At 27.6% G+C, this 18,461-nt stretch carries 14 protein-coding genes and 1 riboswitch; of the genes, 7 read left to right on the forward strand and 7 right to left on the reverse strand.

Annotated features, from left to right (window positions below; translation table 11 throughout):
* Window positions 1-585 precede the first annotated feature (585 nt).
* On the forward strand, window positions 586-1,956 hold the full coding sequence (locus tag R4K56_RS02090) for a phage terminase large subunit (RefSeq protein ID WP_335771617.1): 1,371 nt from the start codon (window positions 586-588) through the stop codon (window positions 1,954-1,956).
* A gap of 633 nt (window positions 1,957-2,589) precedes the next feature.
* Here R4K56_RS02090 and R4K56_RS02095 read toward each other — a convergent pair.
* From R4K56_RS02095 to ribD, 5 genes are all read right to left on the reverse strand, one after another.
* Window positions 2,590-3,078: a rubrerythrin family protein gene (locus tag R4K56_RS02095; protein WP_335760152.1), complete on the reverse strand. Its 489-nt coding sequence runs from the start codon at window positions 3,076-3,078 to the stop codon at window positions 2,590-2,592.
* A 171-nt stretch (window positions 3,079-3,249) separates the two neighbouring features.
* Complete coding sequence (ribH, locus tag R4K56_RS02100; RefSeq protein WP_297300536.1) at window positions 3,250-3,720, reverse strand: 6,7-dimethyl-8-ribityllumazine synthase; 471 nt, start codon at window positions 3,718-3,720, stop codon at window positions 3,250-3,252.
* A gap of 494 nt (window positions 3,721-4,214) precedes the next feature.
* The gene (locus R4K56_RS02105) at window positions 4,215-5,414 is read right to left on the reverse strand and encodes a bifunctional 3,4-dihydroxy-2-butanone-4-phosphate synthase/GTP cyclohydrolase II (protein ID WP_335771618.1); all 1,200 of its coding nucleotides are present in this window, start codon (window positions 5,412-5,414) and stop codon (window positions 4,215-4,217) included.
* 74 nt (window positions 5,415-5,488) lie between these two features.
* Window positions 5,489-6,127, reverse strand: a complete 639-nt coding sequence (locus R4K56_RS02110; RefSeq protein ID WP_335771619.1) for a riboflavin synthase — start codon at window positions 6,125-6,127, stop codon at window positions 5,489-5,491.
* Between the two features lie 114 nt (window positions 6,128-6,241).
* Window positions 6,242-7,360 carry a bifunctional diaminohydroxyphosphoribosylaminopyrimidine deaminase/5-amino-6-(5-phosphoribosylamino)uracil reductase RibD gene (gene ribD / locus R4K56_RS02115; RefSeq protein ID WP_335771620.1) on the reverse strand — a complete coding sequence of 373 codons (1,119 nt, stop codon included), beginning with the start codon at window positions 7,358-7,360 and terminating at the stop codon, window positions 6,242-6,244.
* Window positions 7,361-7,493: 133 nt separating this feature from the next.
* Window positions 7,494-7,629: riboswitch (FMN riboswitch) on the reverse strand.
* 135 nt (window positions 7,630-7,764) lie between these two features.
* Here ribD and R4K56_RS02120 point away from each other — a divergent pair.
* The 5 genes from R4K56_RS02120 to R4K56_RS02140 all read left to right on the forward strand — a co-directional run bounded on the left by R4K56_RS02120 (window position 7,765) and on the right by R4K56_RS02140 (window position 15,516).
* The gene (locus tag R4K56_RS02120; protein ID WP_335771621.1) at window positions 7,765-8,781 is read left to right on the forward strand and encodes a Gfo/Idh/MocA family protein; all 1,017 of its coding nucleotides are present in this window, start codon (window positions 7,765-7,767) and stop codon (window positions 8,779-8,781) included.
* 701 nt (window positions 8,782-9,482) lie between these two features.
* A complete protein-coding gene (locus R4K56_RS02125; RefSeq protein WP_335771622.1) occupies window positions 9,483-11,231 on the forward strand; it encodes a tetratricopeptide repeat protein in 1,749 nt (582 codons plus the stop codon).
* A gap of 26 nt (window positions 11,232-11,257) precedes the next feature.
* On the forward strand, window positions 11,258-12,268 hold the full coding sequence (locus tag R4K56_RS02130; RefSeq protein WP_335771623.1) for a patatin-like phospholipase family protein: 1,011 nt from the start codon (window positions 11,258-11,260) through the stop codon (window positions 12,266-12,268).
* Between the two features lie 520 nt (window positions 12,269-12,788).
* Window positions 12,789-13,613 carry a hypothetical protein gene (locus R4K56_RS02135; RefSeq protein ID WP_335771624.1) on the forward strand — a complete coding sequence of 275 codons (825 nt, stop codon included), beginning with the start codon at window positions 12,789-12,791 and terminating at the stop codon, window positions 13,611-13,613.
* 289 nt (window positions 13,614-13,902) lie between these two features.
* Complete coding sequence (locus tag R4K56_RS02140; protein WP_335771625.1) at window positions 13,903-15,516, forward strand: Na+/H+ antiporter NhaC family protein; 1,614 nt, start codon at window positions 13,903-13,905, stop codon at window positions 15,514-15,516.
* Between the two features lie 569 nt (window positions 15,517-16,085).
* On the opposite strand, the gene R4K56_RS02145 is transcribed toward R4K56_RS02140, so the two are convergent.
* Both R4K56_RS02145 and R4K56_RS02150 read right to left on the reverse strand, forming a co-directional pair.
* Window positions 16,086-16,559, reverse strand: coding sequence for a CAP domain-containing protein (locus R4K56_RS02145; RefSeq protein ID WP_335771626.1), 474 nt, complete (start codon window positions 16,557-16,559; stop codon window positions 16,086-16,088).
* Window positions 16,560-16,582: 23 nt separating this feature from the next.
* Entirely contained in the window at window positions 16,583-17,176 is a 594-nt protein-coding gene (locus R4K56_RS02150) for a thymidine kinase (protein WP_297299296.1), read from the reverse strand.
* Between the two features lie 154 nt (window positions 17,177-17,330).
* On the opposite strand from R4K56_RS02150, the gene R4K56_RS02155 reads away from it, so the two are divergent.
* Entirely contained in the window at window positions 17,331-18,281 is a 951-nt protein-coding gene (locus R4K56_RS02155) for an HTH domain-containing protein (RefSeq protein WP_335771627.1), read from the forward strand.
* Window positions 18,282-18,461 lie beyond the last annotated feature (180 nt).

Consider the following 18,461-nt stretch of genomic DNA (forward strand, 5'->3'; position numbering starts at 1 on the left):
AACAAAAATAGCTAATCAAGCAATAAATATAAAGGGCGGGCAAGTGTAAATAAAACCTTTAAAATTTATTCTAAAACCCCACCCTATAAATTTTCTGCTTTATTTTCAATTTATAATATCATTTATCTTAACATTTAATACAGAAAATATAGCTGCCCACCCAAGTTGTTATTAGATTTAAAAATCTATTCAACGCACGGTTAATAAATTATTATTTTTTATTATTGTTAATATTACTAATATAAGTTTATAAATTATGTTATTAATTTTTGAAGCGATAAACGAGCAGCTGATAACTTTAGTTGTCAGCTACATTAAAAATAAAAAATTGAGCGTCTATCAGCTAAAAGCTGATAGAGATTTTAAAGCGAGATTTTTTATATATAATAATAAGTTTATCGCTAGCAACAATAAAAAATCATTCTTTATAATTAAAATTGTATTATTAACTTATTTATATTTTTTATTTAGTTTAGCGTGCGTGAAATTAATTCAAAAACAAACTTCACTTATAATTACTTATAATTTTTGCTTTTTATATGAAGATATTATTTTTTAATATCAATTAAATTATGAGAAAAAATTATGAATATCAAATTTAATATTTTGAAGCCTTTTGAGAAATGGGCAAATACTGAAAAGAGATTAAAAATATCATTCGGAGGACGCGGAGGCGGAAAAAGCGAATCCATAGCAAGAATATTAATAGCTAAAAGTTTTGAAAGTAACGGTGTAATACTATGCTCAAGAGAAATACAAAAATCAATTAGCTATTCAACCTACCCTCTTTTAATAAGCATTATAAAAGAATTAAAATTAGAAAAGTTTTTTAATATAAAAAGAAATGAAATTATTAATAAAATTACAAATTGTAAATTTATATTTTTGGGTATTAGAGAATGTTCTATTGAAGAAATTAAATCCATTTATAATGTAAGAATATGCTTTATAGAAGAAGCTCAAACTCTCACACAAAGAAGCTACGAAATATTGGAACCTTCTATAAGAGCAAATAAAAGTGAAATATGGATAGCATTCAATCCAAGATTTGAAACAGACTTTATATATAAAACTGTATCACAATTTCAATTAATAAAAAAATTCTACACCGATAAAAATAATAAAGAGTATCCATATCATGAATATGAAGATAATAATATATTAATTACATTTATAAATTATGATGGAAATTATTATTTCAGCGACATATTAAATAAATCAAGACTTTCTACTTTAAAACTTATGCCAAAAATGTATGATCATATTTGGCTTGGAAAAATAAAAAATAAACAAGGCAAAATTTTCCTATATTCAAAATTAAAATTCTATGATGATAATTTAAAAGAAAATATAAATAAAATTAATTCTTCAGAACATAAAGCAATAGTGGATCCTGCATTCGGAGAATATAATTGTTTTACATCAGCAATAATATATACACAAATTGGGGACAGCATTTATTTAATAGATTCAGGTCTTATGCGTAATGATACTAACTCAACCACTGATGAAAGCATAATAAATTTTTTAAGCATAAGAAATATAAAAAAAATATTATGCGAATCAAATTTTGCTCAAAAAGAATTAGTAAAAAGATTAGAAAAACATTTTGAAGTTATTCCATTTTATGTGCATAAGAATAAGGCAGAGAGAATAGTAAATGCAAGCTATTTAATATATGATAAAGTATATTTTCCATCAAGCTGGCAGAAAGTTCCGGACGGCTCCGATACAGATAAATGGCTTCAAACAAATAATGGACGCGGTTATATAGCTTTAAGGCAGTTACTAAATTTTGATGATTCACTAGAAGGAAGCAGTATTAAAGGAGATGTGTTCAGCTATTTAGATTTTCCAGATGCTTTATCTAGTTTGATATTCTTTGGTATTGAAGAAATAATAAATGAAGAAAATGATGATAAGATGAATTTAGTTAATGCTATTTTTGGAGAATAGTTATAACTTTTTTATTTTTATACCGCACGCAAAATAAAATTATAAATATAAATTAATTAATAATACAATTTCAATTATAAATAAAAATACATTAACCGTGCGTTTAAAGAAATTATAAATTTAAATAACACTTGGGTGGGCATACTTTTTCTATTTTGGATATAAAGAAAATTAAAATAAAAATTCATAAATTTATTATAAAGCATAAAGGGCGGGCAAATGTCAATAAAGTTTTAAAACTTACTTTCATTCCCACCCTATTTCTTAATTAATATATCTTCTATTTTAATTTTTTATTTCCTTACTGTTTAAAAAGAATTTTTTAACACCCACCCTAATTTATTTTAAATTTAATATTTATACACCGCACGAAAAACAAAATTATAAATATAAATTAATCAATAATACAATTTTAATTATAAATAAAAATACATTAACCGTACGTTAAAGAAATTATAAATTTAAATAACTCTTGGGCGGGCATGCTTTTTCTATTTTGGATATAAAGAAAATTAGAACAAAAATTTATAAATATATTATAAAGAATAAAGTGTGGGATTTAAAATAATACAATAAAACTAAATATTCTATTATAAGTCAATACTCACTTATAATAGAATATGATAACAATTATTATTTTGACTTTTTAGTTTTGCAAACAGGGCATATTTGAGGATTTTCATTTGCCAAATCAATATAGCCGCATATATCACATTGCCAATTTTTTACTTCAAAAGACTTATCTTGCAAAAGACTTTGAAATTTCTTTTTATGACCATCTTCTATTCTTGCCACATTCATAAAAGCCATAGCCAAATCATCAAATCCTTCTTCTTGAGCAGTTCTAGCATAAGACAAATACATATCTATAGATTCATAATTTTCATTTATGATTGATTCTTTTAAATTTTCTACAGTATTAGGAATACCATGAAATTTTTCAAACCATATCTTGGCATGCTCTTGTTCATTTCTAGCAAATTTTTCATATACAGCAGCTATATCTTCCCTGCCTTCTTCACGAGCCTTCTCAGCATAATACATATACCTGCATCTAGCCATAGCCTCACCTATAAAAGCATTTCTCAAATTAATTTCTGTCTTCGATCCCTTCAAGTCCATATCACACACTCCTTAATTGATAATACTTACTAATAAATAATATATTAAATTCATAAAAAGTATATAGTTACTTTTTATATTTTATTATTTTATATTAAAATATAACAAATAAATTCAAAAAAAAACAAGGCCATTCGACCTTGTTTTTTATAAATATGGCTTTTATTTGAATTATTTTTCTATTTCTCTTATTAGATTAACCATCTCAATAGCACCCATAGCAGCATCAAAGCCTTTATTACCTGCTTTAGTTCCAGCTCTCTCAATAGCCTGTTCAATGTTTTCAGTAGTAAGTACACCAAACATTACAGGTATATCAGAATTAAGTGAAACATTAGCAATACCTTTTGATACTTCAGCACAAACATAATCATAATGTGTTGTAGAACCTCTTATAACAGCACCCAAACAAATAACTGCATCATACTTTTTTGATTTAGCCATTTTAGAAGCTATTAGAGGAATTTCAAAAGCACCAGGCACCCAAGCAACACTAATATCATCATCTTTAATATCATGACGAGATAAAGCATCTAAAGCACCGCCCAAAAGTTTAGAAACAATAAATTCATTGAATCTTGCACACACTATACCAATTTTAATTGGTTTTTCACTAACGAGTTTTCCTTCAAAAGTTTTCATCTTAACCATCCTTTTTAAATTGCTAGAAAATTGCTCGCTTAAAAGCTCTGGCAACTTCCTTCGTCAGTTACCAGAGGCTCGCAATTTATCTAGCTTTATATTTTTTAAATTTGCTAGAAAATTTTATTATTATTGCTATGCCGCCATCGCTATTATAAGCCAGCAACTAAAGTTACTAGCTGCTTCGGCTCACTTTTTATTATTATTGCTAGCGATAAACTCGCTTAATAATAGCTGATAACTTCCTTTGTCAGTTATCAGCTGCTCGTTTATCGCATAAAAATTTTAATATAATATATGACCCATTCTTTTATTATATATAAAAAACTTGTTCTATTACTGTTATACTCGCCTCAGCCTATAAGCAGCAAATAAATAAATTATTTGCTGGCTTCGGCTCGCTTTTTCTTATTATTGCTAGCGATAAACTCGCTTAATAATAGCTGATAACTTCCTTTGTCAGTTATCAGCTGCTCGTTTATCGCATAAAAATTTTAATCTAAAATATGGCCCATTCTTTCCTTCTTAGTTTTTAGATAAAATGCATCGTACTCTGAAGCCTCTATCTGTATAGGTACTCTGTCTTTTATTTCTAGTCCGTAATTATTCAAATACTTTATTTTATCTGGGTTATTAGTCATTATTTTTATGCTCTTAACTCCCAAATTTTTAAGCATTTGATAAGCCTCATAATATTCACGCATATCATCTCTAAATCCCAAAGCTATATTAGCATCAACTGTATCAAGTCCGCTGTCCTGAAGTTCATAAGCTCTTAATTTATTAACAAGTCCTATTCCTCTTCCTTCCTGACGCATATAAACCATTATGCCCCTGCCTTCCTCAGCAATTTTTCTCATAGCATAATCATATTGTTCACCGCAATCGCATCTTTTAGAGCCTAATGCATCGCCTGTTAAACATTCAGAATGAACTCTGCAAAGTACATCTTCTCCGCTTGAAATATCTCCAATAGTTAAAACTACATGATGTTCTTTTGTTATTTTATTTACGAAAGTAAGTATTTCAAACTCACCATATTTAGTAGGCATTTTTGCTTTGGCATAAAGTTCCATTAAATCTTCATTCTTTTTTCTATAATCAATTAAATCAGAAACAGTTATCATTTTAAGATTATGTTTTTTAGCGAAATCAATTAAATCATCTCTTCTCATCATATCGCCGTCATCTCTCATAATCTCACAGCATAAACCGCATTCTTTTAAACCTGCTAATCTCATCAAATCAACAGTAGCTTCAGTATGTCCCATTCTAACTAATACTCCGCCATCTTTTGCAAGTAATGGGAACATATGACCAGGACGTCTGAAATCTTCTGGCTTAGAATTCTCATCAATAACTTTTAAAGCTGTGATAGATCTTTCAACTGCTGATATTCCTGTTGTAGTTTCAACATGGTCAATAGATACTGTGAAAGCTGTTTCATGATTATCAGTATTCTTTGTAACCATTTGATTTAAATTTAATTTATTAGTAATTTCTTTACTCATAGGCATACATATCAAACCCTTAGCATAAGTAGCCATAAAGTTGATATTTTCTGTAGTAGCAAATTCTGCTGCACAGATTAAATCGCCTTCATTTTCTCTATCTTCATCATCAGAAACAATTATAATTTTTCCGTTTCTTAAATCCTCTAAAGCTTCATCGATTGTACTGTAAACATTTTCCATTTTTATACTCCATTTATATTTTTATTCAGTTTTTTCATCATCAAAAAGCTGTAAAAGTTTATTATTAAAAAATATTAAAATCCATTCTTGAGTAAAAACTCCATAGTGATATTGGATTTTTTATCTTCATTATCTTCTTTAAATGTTAAAAGCCTTTCAACATATTTGCCTATAACATCATTTTCTATATTAACTTTATCACCTTCTTTTTTATAATAAAGCACAGTTTCCTTCAATGTATGAGGAATGACTGCTATAGAAAAAGTATTATCAGTTAAACTTGCCACTGTTAAACTTATGCCGTCAACAGCAACAGAACCTTTTTCTACTATATATTTCATTAAGTGTTTAGGCACTTCAATAGTAAGTATAATAGAATTATCATCTTTCTTCATAGACTTAATACTTCCCACTCCGTCAATATGTCCGCTTACTATATGACCGCCGAATCTTCCGATTAATGTCATAGCTCTTTCAAGATTAACTTTACTTCCGTTTTTTAAACTTCCTAAATTAGTACGGTTCAAAGTTTCTTGAGTAACATCTGCATTAAATATTTTATTATCAAAACTAGATACAGTTAAACAAGTACCATTAACAGCAACACTATCACCTAAATGCAAATCATCAAATATTTTGCTAGCTTCTATTGTAATAACTTTGCTTTGTACCGATTTAACAGTTCCTATTTCTTCAACTATACCAGTAAACATTGTTAAATAATTTCCTCTTATTCAATTTCGCTTTATAACTGGGGCTTTGCCCCAGACCCCAGTTCTTTTGGTGGCCCAAAGAACCAAAAGGACTGCAATTTATATTAATAACAATTATTTATTTTCTATATTTATATAATACTCCAAAAACAAATCGTCTTCTATTTTTGTTATGCTGCCTTCCGTAAGTTTAACAGCATTATCAGGATCATCTATTCCTTCGCCTCCTATTGGAGTTTTTGCTTTTGATCCTCCGAATATTTTTGGTGCTATATAAATCAATGCCTTATTCACTAATTTCTCTTTCAATAAACTTGCATGTAAAGTAGCACCGCCTTCAACATACACACTGTCAATATTTTTTTCCTCTCCGAGTATTCTCATCAAATCATTTAAACTTACTTTGCCGTTATCATTTTCTGTTTTTATTATCTCTATTCCAAAACTTTCAAGTTCTTTTATTTTTTTATCATCATTACTAACAGTAGCTATAAAAGTCTTTATCTCCTTAGCAGTTTTACAAATATTAGAATTCAAATCTATTTTCAAAGAACTATCCAAAATTATTCTTATAGGATTTCTAGTATTTTGAAGTCTGCAATTGAGTGTAGGATTATCTTCTATTACAGTATTTATTCCAACCATTATAGCAGAGTATTTATTTCTAAATCTATGAGAATGCTCTCTTGTTTTTTCTGAAGTTATCCATTTTGATTTTCCGCTTACAGTAGCAATTTTACCGTCCATAGTCATAGCATATTTCATAACAACAAACGGTCTTTTATTAGCTATATAATAGAAGAAAACCTCATTTAATTTTCTGCATTCTTCTTCAAGCACATTTACTATAACTTCAATTCCAGCATCTTTTAATTTTTTTATACCATTTCCTGCCACTTTAGGATTGGAATCAACACAGCCTATAATTACTCTTTTTAATTTATTTTTTATAATAGCATCAGCACAAGGAGGAGTTTTTCCATAATGAGAACAAGGTTCCAAAGTTACATATATATCAGCATCTTCAACATTTTCGCCTTTCTCTTTTGCATCCAAAAATGCATTGATTTCAGCATGATTTTCACCGTATTTTTTATGATATCCAATACCTATAACTTTTCCGTCTTTCACTATAACAGCACCAACTAAAGGATTAGGACTTGTAAAACCTTCTCCCTTCTTTGCTTCTTCTATAGCCATTTTCATGTATTTTTCATGCATATTTTCCTGCATACTACTAATACTCTTTTATAAAATTTTTTTAATCTTTAGGAATTGTTTTTAGGAAGGTAAAAAAGAAATCTACAAACAAAAAAACTCTAAATGTTTAAACACTTAGAGCCAAATTTTATGTAGTAAGTTACATTAATATCTTCTACCATCCAGACTTTAACTGTCGGTTTTGGAATCGCACCAAATCTGCCATTTTTGAAAGAGATACATCAAAAAGGCTCGCGGACTTTACCGCCGGTATGGAATTTCACCTAGCCCCGAAGATTTATATGTTAATATTATAATACAAAAAAATTTCATTGTCAAGAACAAAATTATGAATTTAAAATACATACATTATTAAAAATTAATGTATTTTATTCTCTTTAATAGTACAATATAAAAAATAAAAATTGGAGATAATTATGTACAAAGTTGGTATAATAGGGCTTGGACAAATTGCTTACTTCATAGATAAAGACCCTAATAGAAAAATAATTTGGTCACATATAAAGGCTTATCAAAATACTAAAAACACTAAAATTACTGCTATATGCGGTAATACTGATTTGAATTTAGTTAAGCAAATTCAAAAAGATGAAAATATTGAAAAAGGATATGTTGATTATAATAAAATGCTTGAAGAAAATGATTTTGATATTGTGAGTATATGCACACCTATAGAACTTCATTATGAAATAGCTAAAAAATGTATAGAAACCGGAGTGAAAGCGATTTTTTGTGAAAAGACTTTATCATACTCAATAGATAAAGCTAAAGAAATATTAGAATTATCAAAAAAGAATAATACTGTATTTGCTGTTAACTATATATTAAGATGGGATAACATCAATAAAGAAATTAAAAAACTTATAGAAGAAAATGCTATTGGAAAAATATATACAATAGTTGGTTATGGTGCTACTGCCCTACATACAAGTGCTAGTCATATTATAGATTTAATGCTTTACTTCACTAATTCAAAACCTGAATATGTTATAGGTGAAAAACAAACTGATTTTATAAGAGAAGTTCATGGCTTTAATGATTATGGCGGATGCGGAATGATAAAATTCAAATCTGGTGCTATCGGATTCATTAAAGCTGTTAGTACTTCTCCATTTAAATATATGCTTGAAATTGATATAATGGGAGAAAATGGAAGAATAAGATTATACAACAATGGAAATAGTTTTGAATTATATCAATACAAAAAAGTGAATAACAATGAAGCTGGTTCTAATTATGAAGCATTAACATTAATTAAACAATATAATAAAGATTATGGTAATGAAAGAATGCTTGATGCCATTAATAATATAATGGAATGTTTGGAAAAAGGAGGCGAACCTATTTCAAATGCTTCTACTGCTTTGGAATCCATAAAGATAATAGAAGGAATAAAATTATCATCAGACACAAAAACTAAAATAGATTTTTAATTATTATTGTTTGTTACTCTACACCACGCACGGTGAATAGAATTCTATATTAATTGAATTGTATTACTAATAAAATTCATATCTAAAATTTCATTCATCGTGCGTTATATTCACTCTAAATTTAAAAAACACTTGGGTGGGTACTATAAATTCTAATTAAAGCAATAAAGAAAATAAAAATAAAATTGTAAATTAAAGTTATAAAGATAGAGGGCGGGCAAATGTAATTAAGTTTTAAAACTTTATTTACACACCCCACCCTATATCTTTTTTATTTTATTTTATTTTAAATTTTTGTTTTATATATCTTTATTACCTAAATATAAAAAGCATGCCCCACCCAAGTTTAAATTAAATTTTTTATCTAATCTACGCACGTTTTATCTAGTTATACACTTAATTTAAATTGAATTATTAATCAATTAATATTTTTAATTTTATCCACCGTGCGGTTAAAATACTATAAATCTAAATTCCGCTTTGGTGGGCTTCTTTTCCAAAAAATAAAATAATAATATAGAATAAAACGATAGTTTTTGTCATATAATTTTTTTATAATAAAAACATATAATTAATATAAAGGAATACATTTATTGATAGTTACAATTATTATAAATGCATATAACATATAAATAAAACTTGAATTTCAATGATTTATATATATAATATATAGTATAAAACATATTTAATCGGAGTTTAGTATGGACTTTAATTTACCTATGCCTTATGATAAAGATTTAACAGAAGAAGAAAAAACTGCAATAGATGAGTATGTAGATAAAACTTATGAAGAGTTCAAAGACAATGGAAAACAATTAACAAGATTAGCAGCACAGGCAAGCTCTGCAATATCTGCAGGAAAAGCAAAAGCCGAAAAATTAGCAAATCAAGGTTTTTTAAAAAATTTGGTAGGAGATATTACAGGAAAAAACAGAAAATTAAGAGGCGAAATAGACAGAGATTTTGCCGTATCTCAGCAAGCCTGCATAAAGATGATACAAAAACTAGCTCAGCAGGGTAAATTAACTTTTGATGCTATAATGGGAGTAAACTGCAAACTCAACTGCCTAGTTACTCAAATAGATAAAGAATTTAATGAAGTATATTCTCAAATGCAGAAAATGATGACTATGTCAATGTCTGCTTTGATTAGAGAATCTACAAGAATAGATAAACTTGAAAGAAGTATGAATGTTGTACATCTTGAGTCAACAATAGAATATTTAGACTTTGACGGAGTATTATATAAAGACTTAGAAAATAATAATGAAAAAATGCTATGCATTATTTCTGATTTCTTTTTAGCAACTAAAGGCAATTACTCACTTAATGATTTGATGATGTTAAAACCTATGATGGATAAAATAGGAATAAATCCAAGCGATAAAATAAGTATGATTAGCCTTTATAATACACTTTTATCTAATAGTAAAATAGCTGATAAATTTTTTGAAGCATTGGATAAAGCAAAATTAAATGAACTTGAAGATATAGAAGTGCCTTTGCTTGGAAATATCAAGAAAATAGAAAAGCTCGAAACAGATGAAAAATATATTGTAGACAGCATAGTTGATATGTCAGGCAAAGATGAAAAAGAAGTACAGTTTAATTTGCTAAAAAATTATGCGGTAAGTAATTTAAATATGGATTTAGAGAAAGAGAATTCATATTTTGATTTGTCAATAGCTATGATAAATGAATTAACAGATATAGACTTAGTGGAAATAGAAGAAAAAGAAGAAACTCCTAAAATATCAGCCTCAGCAAATTTAATTTTTGATTTAGCAGTAGAATTAGAAAAAGAAGGAAATCATGAAGGAAGTTTATATTTATTAGAAAAAGCTGAAGAACAGGGACTAGATACAGCAGAATTATATGAAGCCATAGGAGGAGCTTTATTTAATTTAGAAGGCTATGAAGAAGCTGCTGAAAATTTTGAATTATCTATAGAAAAAGGATTAGATAATCATGCTACCAATTATTTTACTGCAATGAGTTATGTATATGCAGAAAATCCTGAAAAAGCAAAAGAAGCTATGATAAAAGCAGTTAAATTAAAGCCAAAAAGCTATGTCGCGAATATTAATTTAGGTGTAATATACAGAGAACTTGATGAATATGGAAAAGCTATAGAATATTATGATAAAGCAATAAAAATTAATAATGAAGAGCCTTTGGCATTTATAAATAAAGCTGAAGCATTAATAGAAAGCAAAGGTAATAGATTTTTAATAGAAGAGGCATTAAACAGAGCTATATCATTAAATCCAAAATATGCTGATGGACTAAAAACTACAAAAGGAACTTTCTATCAGGATTTATCTGGAAAACTTAGATATTCTTATTACGGAAATAATAATTCTACAGACAATTTAGTAATAAAAAAAGAAAAAAAGACTAAAAAAAATAACAGTTTTTTCTTTAATTTTGATTTTTTCAATAATTTTTAATTATATAATTAAAGGATAAATTTATTATGGATAAATTGGGGCTTGTTTTGGACGGCGGAGGCGGTAAGGGTGCTTATCAAATCGGCGTTTGGAAGTATTTAAAAGAGGTTGGGCTTGACAGAAATATAAAGGCTGTTTCTGGGGCTTCTGTTGGGGCTTTGAATGCATGTCTTTTCGCTTTGGACGATTACAAATTAGCTGAAAAAATTTGGACTAGAGAAATAAAAAACAAAATATTAAGCATTGACATAGAAAGCACTATTAAAGGTTTCGGCAAATATGGTGCTATGCTTATGACCAATCCTGCCGTTGCTGCTTTTGTGGGCGTTCTTGCTTCTACTGGTGTTCTATCTAGGGACGGACTTGTGAGCATTATAAACAAGCATATTGATTTAAACTGCATTTCAAATATGGATTTTCCTATTTACTGTGCCTGCACTCATATACCGTCATTCAATGCCCGCTATTTCAAATTAAATGGAAGAAGTGAAAAGGATATGATTGATATACTTCTTGCATCTTCTGCCATACCTATTTTATTTCCAGTAGAGAAAGTTGACGGAGAGATATATTTGGACGGAGGCATTAAAGACAATTCTCCTCTTACTCCTCTTTATGATGAAGGCTGTACAGATATAATGGTTATACATTTGAAAGCTGATGAGATTATAAAAGACAGAAGAGATTCATCGGCTACTATATACGAGATATGTCCTCAGGAAGATTTAGGCAATCTCATAAACGGTACTTTAGATTTTTCTCCGGAAGGTGCATACAGAAGAATTGAACAAGGCTATAATGATGCTAAGGAAGTTTTAGAGGCTGCTGTTGAAATAGCTAAGGCTCAAGCTGGTATAGTTAGAGATTTATACATAATGAAAAGTCATGAAAAAACATTCAAGCAAAATAGAAAACAAGCACTAGAAGAAAGGCAGAAATTAAAAGCTAATCTAAACAGTACAATGGAATCATTCATGAACATTGAAGAGGCTAAAAAGAATTATCTAAAAGAACAAAAAAGAAAAAATCTTGAGTAATAGATTTAAAATTTTATTTAACGCACGTTTAATGGAACTATATACTTAATTTAAATTGTATTATTAATCAATTCATACTTTTAATTTTATCCACCGTGCGTTATATTCACTCTAAATTTAAAAAACACTTGGGTGGGTGCTGTAATTTCTAATTAAGCAATAAAGAAATAAAAATAAAATTACAAATTAAAGTTATAAAGATAGAGGGCGGGCAAATGTAATTAAGTTTTAAAACTTTATTTACACACCCCACCCTATATCTTTTTTATTTTATTTTAAATTTTGTTTTATATATCTTTATTACCTAAATATAAAAAGCATGCCCCACCCAAGTTTAAATTAAATTTTTTATCTAATCTACGCACGTTTTATAAAATTATATAATTCATTTAAATGATATTATTAATCAATTAATATTTTTAATTTTATCCACCGTGCGGTTAAAAGAATTATAAATCCAATATAAATACCTAATATTTTTTAATTTGCATTCTTTTCTAAATAAATGTATATTTTAATCATGAAACATAATTTATTATTAATCTTAATATTTATTATATTATCTTGCACTAACAAGCAAAATATAAGTGCATCAAAAAAAGATGAAATAGAACCAAATGATAGTTTGGAATATTCTCAATTTGTAGATTATAATGTTTCTATTAATGCTAGTTTTGATAGCTTAGAAGATATTGACTATTATCAAATAAAGCCAACAAATGCAACTGCTATGGATTTTTATATTTCTGTATATGACAATAAAGCTAATGTTGATATAGAAGTATTTTCTACTAATAATAGGATCTTTTCTATTAATACAAAAGATATTTTAAATTATAATGGATTTATTGAACTTACAGATATACTTCTTTATGATGATTCATATTTTGTAAAATTGAATTCTGATAAAGAATGCAAATATAGTTTAAAATTTTTATTTAAAGATGATTACTTTCCTTCAAATGAAATAGAACCCAATAATACCATCAATGATGCTGATACTATTAATTATCCAAACGAATTAATTTATGGATATTTTTTCAAAAATGATCTTGATGGTATAGATGAGTTTATAAAACCATATATAAGAAATTCTCATTTAATAGATATAGATTTATACAAGCTAGAAAATACTACAGACATAAATAGTTCAATCAATATAAAATTAGAATATGCAAAAGATGTTACTATAATGTTATTTGATGAACAATTAAATCTTGTAAAAAACGGACAAAATCAATTAAATACTCATTTCAATGCCCATACAAAATATTATATAGCATTAGTGTATTATGGAGAAAAAGCAATCACAGATAGATACACATTATATTATGAGTTTAATTAATTTACGTATTGACAAAGTATTATTTTTAATATAAAATTGATTTACTATTAAAAGTAAGAATAATTTTGGATATTATTTTAATGAATAATTTATTTTTGTATAAAAAGTTGAAACAAAGCTTCTTTCTTTGGGAGTGTTAAATTATATATTTACTTATAATTTGTAAATTATAATTTTTGAATATTTAGGCTCCCTAAAGCAGGGGGCTTTTTTTATACTTTTATCAAAGTTATTATTCATTAAATACTACAAAATTATGAATTGTATATATTAATTAGGAGTAAATCTTATGGAACATTATGGTTTATTGGGTATCATACCCCCGCTTTTAGCCATTATACTTGCCCTAGTTACCAAAGAAGTAATTATTTCTCTTACTCTTGGTATATTATCAGGCACATTAATAATAGCACATGGTAATGTATTTACAGCTATCACAATATTCACAGATAAAGTAGCAGAAATGAGCAGCGATGCTTGGAATATACGCATACTTCTATTTTGTGCTTTGCTTGGTGCTTTTGTTAGTATGCTTTCAAAAACTGGTGCTACTAAAGCTTTTGGATTATGGGCTAGTAAATATTTGAAAACTAAAAAAAGTATACTTATATTCACTTGGTTTTTCGGACTTATTATATTTATAGATGACTATTTTAACAGTTTATCAGTTGGTACTGTTATGCGTCCTGTTTCAGACCAGAATAAAATTTCAAGAGCTAAACTTGCTTATATATTGGATTCTACTGCAGCTCCTGTATGTATACTTGCTCCTATATCAACTTGGGTTGTAACTGTTATGAGTTATATAAGAGATTCTGAAGGTTTTGAATCTTTGAATATAAGCGAATTTATATTCTTTATAAAAATGATACCTTATTCTGTTTATCCGCTTCTTACTTTGGCTTTTGTAGTTCTTATTTCTTTAGTATTTAAAGATTTCGGCCCTATGAAAAGAAGTGAAGATAATGCTCAGAATGGAAAACTTTTTGATGAAGAATTATACGGAGCTTGTCCTGGTAATATGGAAACTTCTTCAAATAATCAGGCTAAATGGTATGATATGGTTATAGCTATACTTGTACTTATAATAGTTTGTATAGTGATGTTCCCTGTTACTACATATATGGGTTTAGTAGGAAGCGATGGAATAACAACTTTCTCTCAAGCTATGTCAAGCATATCTTTGAATCAGGCATTCTTGGATACTGATGCTTCTAAAGCTTTATTCTATGGTGCTGTTATTTCGCTTATGATAATGTACATCTATTATGTAGCTAGAAGATTATTAAGTGTACGTTCTGCTGGAAACTCTATTATGGAAGGTGTTAAATCTATGGTTCCTGCATTAGTAGTTCTCGCATTAGCTTGGTCTATAGGAAGCGTTATTAAATCATCTCCTGCAGACGGCGGTCTTGGACTTGCTGCTTTCTTATCTGAAGCTGTAAAAGGCGGCGGTTTCCCTCTTTGGATACTTCCTGCTATAGGTTATTTACTTGGCTGTGTTATATCTTTCTCTACTGGTACAAGCTGGGGTACTTTTGCTATACTTATTCCTATAGTTATACCTATTGCCAATGGTCTTGCTGCTGCTAATGGTTATACTGATAATGACCTTCTTAATGTTCTTCTTATAAATGTTGGTTCTGTTGTTTCAGGTGCCGTATTCGGCGACCATTGTTCTCCTATATCTGATACTACAATACTTTCATCTACTGGAAGTAACTGTCCTTTACTTGAACATGTTGCAACACAAATTCCTTATGCTGGTTTAGTTGCTATATCTGCTTTCATTGGTGTAGTAATTGGAGGAATAACTTTAAATCCTATAGCTGCATTATTAACAGGATTCATAGTAATGTGCGGACTTGCTTTACTTGCTCCTAAGTTTTATGATAAAATTTAAAGTTTTAAGAAAAGCTAATTAAATAATAAAATATAAAAAATAATCCTTTAATATTATCATTTAATATTAAAGGATTTTTTATTTTTTCATTTTATATAAATTCTATAAATTTAATATCCGCTTGGGCGGGTGTTAACATTTCTAATTCGATAAAAAAGAAATTTTGTATTTTTATTACTTATTAATTTAAAAAGGAAAAAGGGCGGGGTATGTAATTAATTCTTTAAAACAAAAATTTTTTAAACCCACCCTTTAGTTTTATTGCTTTAATATGCATTTATAATACTATTTATATTTAATATCTCAATCAGAAATTATAGCTGCCCACCCAAAATTTTTTTAAATTCAATGCCAATATACCGCACGCAGAATAAAATTATAAATATAAGTTGTTTATAAATTGTAATTGGAACTATATATAAAAATGCATTTACCGTGCGTTAAAGAAATTCTAAATTTAAATAACATTTGGGCGGGTGCTTTAATTTCTAACCAAGTCTTAAAAAATAATTAAATCAAAATTTCAAATTCTACAATAAAGAAATAGGGCGGGCATATGTAATTAAAATTTATCTAAAAAGCTGTACCCAATATAATTTTCCATTGCTGTCTTTATAAACACCTATACCTATGTAACTATAACCGCCAATAATATTTGCGTAGTGCCCTGAAGAAGTTATCCAACCGTTCATCACAGCTTGAGGTGTTTGATAATACGCAGCTATATTCTCAGCTGAAGGACTTGGACAATCTGGTACATCTTTTGCCACTGTATACCAAGGAGTTCCATCTGGTCTAGTATGGCTAAAATAAGTTGATATTTCTTTGGCACGTATAGCCGTTGCCATATTTAATTTTTCATCTAATTTTAAAGATGATTTACCAGCCTTTGCTCTTGTTTCATTTACTAATTTAAATACTTCCTGTATCTCTTGTTCATGTCCTGTATATTGTACATTATCTTCATCAGCTACAGGATCATATTCACTTCTGCATGATAATATTATAAAAGCAAAGAATAATATAAATAAAGTTTTTCTCATACTTATAAACTCCTTAAATAATTTTATAAATCAAATTTTACTTCGTCTTCACCTTCATAACAATATCGGCACACGCATTTATATATATCATCTCCAATTACAACTCTATCAACATCTTTAACTATTCTCTTTGAATATATTCCTTTTCTCCCGCAGTCGCATTTGCCGAAAACTTTTGTATGTATATCAATCAAATCTTCTTCTATTAATGCAGATACGCTTTCCCAATAATTCCTTTTGTAATCCATGTCGAGTGAAGCTATATAAAAATTTGTTCTGCAGTTTCTTTGTGTGCATGTCTTTATAAGCTGTATAAAAATAGAAGTATCATTTAAAAAACAAAATTCATCTATTCCAATAATATCATATCTAGCAATGTAATTATAAATATTTTCTATATCCTTTCCAAGATTATTCTCAATTTCTTCTTCAGTTATTATATCTATTCTTTTATCTAAATAAACATCTTTATCCCTACAGAAATACCCTCTGAAAGATATTTTAGGATATATAAATAATATTTTTATGTTTTTATTTTCAAGTAAAAGATAGTCCAAAGTTTTGATAAGATATTTTGATTTACCGGCAAACATTGGGCCTGTGATTAAGTGATTCATATTAATTCCAAACTTTTTTCTTCAAGATGATTTAATTATTATATCATTTAATTGTGTATATATCAAATTTGAATGCTGTAAAAAAGTATATTATAATAAGTTTAATTTTATTTTAAATGTAGTATAATGTATATATGAAGTTTAGGAGTTAATTATGACATATTATGATGCAGCTAAAAAAGTTTTGGAGCAAAGCGATGTACCTATGCACTATAAAGATATATGGAACAAAGTAATTGAATTAGGATATGATAAAGAAATTGAGCAATTAAGTAATTTTAATAGATTAACTCCTTGGAGTAGTTTAGCATCAAAAATATATTCAGATATAAAATTTAATCCAGATACTACAATATTTATTAAAGTTGGTAAGGGCAAATTTTTCTTAAAAAGTAAAATAAATAATTCCAATCAAAATATAATAAATGAAATTGATAATTCAGAAGAAGAAACAGAGGATATTATTGAAAATACAATTACAAATAAAAAAATATTAGAGGAAGATTTGCATATACCTCTTACAAAATATTTATATTCAATGAAAATATATTCAAAAACTATAAATGCCAATGCCACAGATATTAATTTAAAAGGCAAAATGAAATGGGGTACTCCAGATATAGTAGCCGTTACATTCAAAGATTATATTAATAAATCAGTTTTAGAATTATTTAATCATATTAATTTACCAACTACAGAACTTTATGCCTATGAATTAAAATTAAAACTTACACTTGGAACTTTAACTGAGTATTATTTTCAGGCATTATCAAATTCTGGCTGGGCTAATGAAGCTTGGCTTGTTGCTATGGAAATAGATGAAAATAATTACGATGAATTAATGGAAGAAATAAAAAGATTAAATCAATCTTTCGGAGTTGGAGTGATAAAATTAGATTATGATAATCCTGAAGATTCAGAAATACTATTTTCAGCTAAAAAAAGAAATTATTTAGATATAGATACTATGCATAAGCTTTGCTATAATAGGCAGTTTCAAGATTTTATTAATGATGTCAATGAAATATTAGAAGCTAAAGATAAATCAAAAAATCATATAATATCAAGTTTAATAAATAGCGGAAGATTTAATAAACCTAATTAAAGTTTTTAATTTATAATTTTTCATATTCAGTAAATATAATAGTGAGCCGAAAACAGCAAATAAATTTATTTATTTGCTGATTATAGTTGAGGCGAACATAACAATAATATAAGATTTAATAAACCTAATTAAAGTTTTTAATTTATAATTTTTCATATTCAGTAAATATAATAGTGAGCC

The sequence above is a fragment of the Brachyspira pulli genome (assembly GCF_036997785.1).
Lineage (GTDB): Bacteria > Spirochaetota > Brachyspiria > Brachyspirales > Brachyspiraceae > Brachyspira > Brachyspira pulli.